Here is a 6159-nt window from a genome sequence, read left to right as displayed (position 1 = left end):
AGCGACAGCAACAAATGTTTTATCTGTGCGAAAGCGAAGCGGCAGCAACAATTGTTTTATCTGTGCGAAAGCGAAGCGGCAGCAACAAATGTTTTCTGTAGCGAAAGCAAAGCGGCAGCAACAAATGTTTTCTGTAGCGAAAGCAAAGCGGCAGCTACAAAGCGCCCAGTCGGAACGGAAATCAACCACACGTTTTGGTGATGATCCAAAAATATCATAATTACGTTACTATAGAATCAATAGAAGCAGAAGGGGAGATTTTTTACATGTCACATGAACATTCCTATACGATTGAAGAGGTTGCTCAATTATTAAAGGTTTCAAAATTAACGATCTATGATTTAGTGAAAAAGGGGGATTTACCCATTTTTCGTGTAGGTCGACAAATGCGTGTGGATAGAACCGATTTACAATTATATATCCAAAAGAGCAAGACAGGGGCAACTCCTACTGCATCTACTGCTTCGACTACTCCTCCGACAAACAATAAAAAAATTATTATTAGCGGACAAGATTTAGCTTTAGACTTATTAGGAAAATATATAGAGAAAAAACAATCCAATAAAGTATTGCGCTCACATGAAGGTAGCTTTAATGGTGTTATGGCGCTGTATAATGGGGAATGTGATATTGCTAGTTTACATTTGTATGATGGTGATACAGGGGAATATAATACACCTTATTTGAAAAAGATTTTTGTAAGTCACTCTTATATTCTTCTCAATCTGATTTCACGCCGAGCAGGCTTTTATGTGAAAAAAGGAAATCCATTGCAAATTCAATCAATGGATGATTTTAAGACCAAATCACTAAAATTGATGAATCGTGAAAAAGGTTCAGGTGCTCGTACTTTCCTAGATGAGCAATTACGCATACATCACATATCTCCATCCTCAATTGAAGGCTATAACGAAGAAGAAATGAGCCATATTGATGTAGCTTCTGCTGTCGCAAACGGGAATGCAGACATTGGAATAGGCATTGAAAAAATATCAAAACTCATAGATGTTGACTTTATCCCACTTGTTAGAGAACGTTATGATATTGTCCTATTAAAAACTCCCGAAAACCAACTGCTGATTGAATCGGTAAAAGAGATTTTAAATTCACCAGATTTCCAATCAGAAGTAGTCGCATTAGGAGATTATGACGCCACTCAAATGGGACAAGTTATATATGAAACACTTTAATAATGTATGGTGTGAAAAAAACTTGCCGAAAAGGCAAGTTTTTTACATTATCGGGAAAACTATAATAATACTTCTGTTTCCGCATCAAAAAATAATAGGTGTTGAGGCTGGAGAGAAAGTGTTTCTCCGATTTTAAAGGTATGTTGGCCACTCCATTTAATCGTCCATGTTCGATCTGCTAATCGAACAATGATATGCGTTTCATGTCCAAGCTGTTCAATATTTACTATAGGAAGATGCAAAGCGTCTCCTTTTCGGAGATGCTCTGGACGAACGCAAAGTGTTAATGGTGTATGTTGAGGTAAACGTGCATAAACATCAGTTGGAAGTTTCATTTTAAATTGATTTTCAATAATGAGCGTAGAATCTTCTAGAACTGCAGTTGCCATGTTAATAGTTGGAGAACCAATAAAACTTGCGACAAATAGATTTTTTGGTTGATTATATAATTCTAGAGGTGTTCCGATTTGCTGAATACATCCATTATGTAAAACCATTATTCGATCCCCCATGGTCATCGCTTCTGTTTGATCGTGGGTTACATAAATAGTTGTTAAGCCCAATTTTTTTTGTAGTTGTTTGATTTCTGTCCGCATTTGTGTTCGTAATTGTGCATCTAAATTGGATAAAGGCTCGTCCATCAGGCACAGCGGAGATTGGCTCACAATAGCACGTGCAAGAGCGACACGTTGACGTTGACCTCCGGATAAAGCTTTTGGTTTTCGATGTAAATAATTAGTCAGCTTGAGCAGTTCAACACTTTCCTGCAAACGTTTTTGCTGCTCTTGTTTATGAACTCCCTTTCTTTTTAAACCAAATAAAATATTTTGTTCCACTGTTAGATGAGGGTATAATGCATAATTTTGGAAAACCATTGATAGATTTCGTTCTTGAGGGGAAGCCATATCTAATGTTTCTCCATTTATTTGTATTGTGCCGGTCGTCATTTTATCTAAGCCAGCAATAAGGTGCAGAAGTGTACTTTTACCTGAACCAGATGGGCCTACTAATACAAAGAATTCGCCTTTTTCAATCGTTATATTAATATCTTTTAATACAGGTTGCTGGGCATTATATGCTTTTTCGACTTGCGTTAACTTAATAAAACTCATTTGTTAAACCTCATTTCACATGATAACTAAAACAAAAGTCATTGTAGTTCATACAATTCTTTCTACTGCTGGTCTATCGATTATCTTATCATAATCAGCTGTACTCTTTACGGTACTTAAAGTAATTGGTGGTATTTATTTAATTTACATTGGTGCAAAATCGCTTTTCAAAAAAAGCGAGGGCTTATAAGTAAAGCGTACCTCTAGCGGCTCTATGAAAAAGGATTATATGCAAGGTGTAATGACGAATGTTTCGAATCCTAAAAATATTTTGTTTTAATTATCCTTCTTACCACCATTCATTTCAGCAGATAACAGCTTTGGTTCATGACCATTTCTAATTTTAGGTGCGACATTCTCGATTATTGTCCTCGTATGGTGCGTTTGTGATACATATGGAGCGACGTTAGCAACACAAAGCATAAAAGATAGCAAACTGTTTAATACGATTATGAATAAGGTAGCAGGCGTTGTATTTATTAGTCTTGGTCTTGGTCTTGGTCTAAAATTAATGGCAATTGAAACCACAATAGATATTTGTCAAAAACTAAGTTTACTAACGGGGTGCGTTGATCTAAAAAGATTATCGCACCTTATTAGTTGAACATATTTAATGACGTATCCGGTTAGAAAGAAAACTGTTTATTTAATAATTTTCTTTAGTACTAGACAAATGTGTTTTTATTGTATATAGTAAATGTAATAAAATCGTTTTCAAGAGAACAATAAATTCACATATTACAAAGAGTAATCGTGTTTTATTTGATGCTTTTTGTAATATGTGGATTTTCTTTTGGTAATATGATTTTAATTAATACAATTAATGGAGGTCATTCAAATGACACAAGGTACAGTAAAATGGTTTAACTCAGAAAAAGGTTTCGGTTTCATCGAAGTAGAAGGTGGAAATGACGTATTCGCTCACTTCTCAGCTATCCAAGGTGACGGCTTCAAAACTCTTGAAGAAGGTCAAAAAGTTGAATTCTCAGTAGAAGAAGGCCAACGTGGACCTCAAGCTACAAACATCGTAAAACTTTAATTTTAATGATGTAACCATAAAAAAGGCATCCTTTCATTAGGATGCCTTTTTTTTATGCGAAAAAGAAGTGTGTGTAATGAAAAAATGGATTGGTGCAACAATTGACAATCACCTATCTGGTATTATGGTAAAAATAATTGGATAGAACAGTGAAATAAAATTAAAAAATGAATTGGTTAAAAAGTATAAAATTGGAACCTAGTTTAAATTCAATCGTATACAGAGTAAGAAGCATAAACTTTGAAGAGTAGGGGGATTTATATGAGTAGGAAAAATTTGATAATTATGAAAGTGGCATTTATTGTAGAAGTTTTAATCACTTATTTTATTGCTTCATTTTTCTCCGTAAGGTTTATCGAGGTAATGTTTTTCACTGGTATAGTTTTTGCTGGGGGTACTTTTTACTTTTCAAGTAGTGGTGGATCTATAACTAGATTATTTACATCTCAAGTTAGTGGGCAAACAGGCATAATTCAGAAAAGGGAACAGTTCACTTATCAAATAGGTCCGATATTTACTGCTTCAATAATATTCTTTTTCATTGGATTAGTATTCTTTATCTTATTGGTTTCGGGAATAATTCCGCCTAAAGCTTAATTATGTGGATCAACAAATTCTGGTTTATATTTATTTACCCCAAACGTCTATAAAAAATTGCTGTAGACAAAGTTACGTGTGCTGCTTTGTCTACAGACACAATCATAAAGATTAATCGCTGAGCATTGCTTTTAATGTTCGTTTTTGCCAACCTAGCTTGAAGTATGCGTATTGTAATACAAAATGCACACAGAAGGCAGTAGGGTAAGCTAACCAAACGCCATTTAGCTCGAATGTAGTGTAGTGCGATAAAACAAACGCTAATGGCACCTCGACTACCCAAATCGCAATGACTAGGAAAATTGTAGGCCATAAGACAACACCTGTAGCTCGCATTGTAGCTGAAACTGTTTGTGTATGGCCAAAAATTAAATAGCTCCAAAATGCGATATATAAATAATTCTTTGCGATAAGTACCGTATCCTGTTGATCAATAAAGAAAGATAAAATAGGCTCCGCAAATAAATACATAATTAAAATAATCGTGCCGCCTAAAATATAGTTAATAAGCACACCTAATTGACGAATTTTTTTTATCATTTCTGTAGAGTTAGCCCCTAAAGCCTGCGCCACAAATACAGATGTCGCAATAGCGATACTCATCGCAGGCACTTGTGCATAGCTAGCGACCTGATTGACAACACCGTAAGCGGCAGTGGCATCGGAGCCGTAAACATTAACGAAGCCAATGACAGCAATTTCTGCAACAGAGATCGCAACCATACTAATGCTTGCTGGAATGGCTAATTTTAATAATGAAGCTAAAATATCCTTCTTTAATTTAAAATGCTGTAAAATTGATTTGTCTAAGCGCAAAATATGCTTTGTTCTATGCAAGTAGGCAAATAATAATAACATCGTCACTAGATTGGATAAAACAGAGGCATAAGCAGCACCATTTAAGCCAAACTTAGGCAGACCGAGCCAGCCAAAAACTAATGGTGGTAGGAATGCGATATTTAAAATAACACTTGTGACTAAAAATAAAAAGGGTGTTTTAGAGTCACCTACACCACGCATAAAGGTAGTGTACACCAAATACCAAAACATAATCGGTAGTGTAAAAAATAAAATTTGAGCATAGCTAATACTCATATCTAAAATGTTTGCAGGTGTTTGCATAAAACGTAAAATCCACTCAATGAAAAAGCCACCAAAAATTGCGACGACAATTGATAAAATCGTCGTGAAAGCTAATGTTACCCCAACAACCTCCTTCATCTTCTCATGATTCCCAGCCCCATATGTTTGCTCTACTAAAATCGAGCTACCTGAGCCAATCCCAATAGCAAATGCCATTAAAAAGAAGAAAAATGGAAAGAATGCTGAAATTGCCGCTAGCGCATCAACTCCTAAATTGCGCCCAACTATAAACATGCCAAAGACTTGCCCTAATGATTGCAGCACATTCGCTAGCATAACAGGAATTAAAAAGTTAAAAAAAGCTTTCTGTAGCTTTTTATTATCATGTAAAATTTGTTGGTCCATTTTCATGCCCTCTTGGGTTTTAATAACCCATTTCCTTTAAAATATGTGATAGCGTGCGCAGACGTTCACCAATTAGTTCACCATCCGCACTTAATGCTTGATTATAGAGCTTAATATCCTCTTTAATTTGTTCATTGTCGGTACATACTTCCACTGTCATTGCATCCCCCTGTAAGCCAACACGTTTAATAACAGGGTTTTCTTCATCATATAAATGATCGTAGCGATAAGCGTCCTTAAAATAATGCTGAGACTCACAAACTAAAATAGCGAGGTCAAGCACGCGATGAAGTGGTAATTCCTCCGATTGACGTGACCATTTACCACCTGTATGACGCCACACTTTAGCAGAAATATCAACCTTACCTCTGTCATTCCATTGAGCTAAGCCAAGTGAGAGCCCCTGTGCATCTGTATGATAAGCGGTGCGCCCATCAATATTGGCATAATTTTCAGCAACAATAACAGGTTTATGCTTTAAATGTGTAGGTATTTTCATCAATTACAACCCCTTTCCTTTTTGTTTGAAAATTTGGAGGTCAATTTATATATGGAAATTTTTCCGTAACATAGATCACATAAACAAACCAGTTTTAAAGGGAAAACATCAAGATGATCTTCGCAATATTAATATGAAAATCACAGAATTGAGCTTCAGGAAGCCCACTTCTTCAGAGGTGGGAGGAATGAAGTGCTTTTTTCTTTATAGAACATATGTTTATGTTGTATATTG

At 35.5% G+C, this 6159-nt stretch carries 8 protein-coding genes; 4 read left to right on the top strand and 4 right to left on the bottom strand.

Features of this window, described 5'->3' with window-relative positions; all coding sequences use genetic code 11:
• Both ACFCYJ_RS27105 and ACFCYJ_RS27100 read left to right on the top strand, forming a co-directional pair.
• On the top strand, positions 1–220 hold a 220-nt coding region (locus ACFCYJ_RS27105), incomplete at its 5' end, for a hypothetical protein (RefSeq protein ID WP_376079033.1).
• A 46-nt stretch (positions 221–266) separates the two neighbouring features.
• Positions 267–1190 carry a substrate-binding domain-containing protein gene (locus ACFCYJ_RS27100; protein WP_376079032.1) on the top strand — a complete coding sequence of 308 codons (924 nt, stop codon included), beginning with the start codon at positions 267–269 and terminating at the stop codon, positions 1188–1190.
• 59 nt (positions 1191–1249) lie between these two features.
• Here ACFCYJ_RS27100 and ACFCYJ_RS27095 read toward each other — a convergent pair whose 3' ends face one another.
• Together ACFCYJ_RS27095 and ACFCYJ_RS27090 are read right to left on the bottom strand one after the other, a co-directional pair.
• The gene (locus ACFCYJ_RS27095; protein WP_376079031.1) at positions 1250–2302 is read right to left on the bottom strand and encodes an ABC transporter ATP-binding protein; all 1053 of its coding nucleotides are present in this window, start codon (positions 2300–2302) and stop codon (positions 1250–1252) included.
• A gap of 276 nt (positions 2303–2578) precedes the next feature.
• Positions 2579–2737 carry a hypothetical protein gene (locus ACFCYJ_RS27090; RefSeq protein ID WP_376079029.1) on the bottom strand — a complete coding sequence of 53 codons (159 nt, stop codon included), beginning with the start codon at positions 2735–2737 and terminating at the stop codon, positions 2579–2581.
• 403 nt (positions 2738–3140) lie between these two features.
• Here ACFCYJ_RS27090 and ACFCYJ_RS27085 point away from each other — a divergent pair, with 403 nt between their 5' ends.
• On the top strand, positions 3141–3341 hold the full coding sequence (locus ACFCYJ_RS27085; RefSeq protein WP_053484870.1) for a cold-shock protein: 201 nt from the start codon (positions 3141–3143) through the stop codon (positions 3339–3341).
• A 261-nt stretch (positions 3342–3602) separates the two neighbouring features.
• Positions 3603–3938 carry a hypothetical protein gene (locus tag ACFCYJ_RS27080; protein ID WP_376079027.1) on the top strand — a complete coding sequence of 112 codons (336 nt, stop codon included), beginning with the start codon at positions 3603–3605 and terminating at the stop codon, positions 3936–3938.
• A 111-nt stretch (positions 3939–4049) separates the two neighbouring features.
• Here the strand turns inward: ACFCYJ_RS27080 and ACFCYJ_RS27075 are convergent, their stop codons facing one another.
• Positions 4050–5426, bottom strand: coding sequence for an MATE family efflux transporter (locus ACFCYJ_RS27075; protein ID WP_376079025.1), 1377 nt, complete (start codon positions 5424–5426; stop codon positions 4050–4052).
• A 19-nt stretch (positions 5427–5445) separates the two neighbouring features.
• Entirely contained in the window at positions 5446–5925 is a 480-nt protein-coding gene (locus tag ACFCYJ_RS27070) for a DUF6530 family protein (protein ID WP_376079023.1), read from the bottom strand.
• Between the last annotated feature and the right edge of the window lie 234 nt (positions 5926–6159).

The organism is Lysinibacillus sp. NPDC056232 (genome assembly GCF_042267565.1).
Classification (GTDB): domain Bacteria; phylum Bacillota; class Bacilli; order Bacillales_A; family Planococcaceae; genus Lysinibacillus.
This window is presented reverse-complemented; position numbering and strand designations above follow the sequence as displayed.

Coding starts and splice junctions, on each gene's coding strand:
- ACFCYJ_RS27080 (WP_376079027.1), top strand. CDS start 3,603: ATGAGTAGGAAAAATTTGATAATTATGAAAGTGGCATTTATTGTAGAA.
- ACFCYJ_RS27095 (WP_376079031.1), bottom strand. CDS start 2,302: ATGAGTTTTATTAAGTTAACGCAAGTCGAAAAAGCATATAATGCCCAG.
- ACFCYJ_RS27075 (WP_376079025.1), bottom strand. CDS start 5,426: ATGGACCAACAAATTTTACATGATAATAAAAAGCTACAGAAAGCTTTT.
- ACFCYJ_RS27100 (WP_376079032.1), top strand. CDS start 267: ATGTCACATGAACATTCCTATACGATTGAAGAGGTTGCTCAATTATTA.
- ACFCYJ_RS27070 (WP_376079023.1), bottom strand. CDS start 5,925: ATGAAAATACCTACACATTTAAAGCATAAACCTGTTATTGTTGCTGAA.
- ACFCYJ_RS27085 (WP_053484870.1), top strand. CDS start 3,141: ATGACACAAGGTACAGTAAAATGGTTTAACTCAGAAAAAGGTTTCGGT.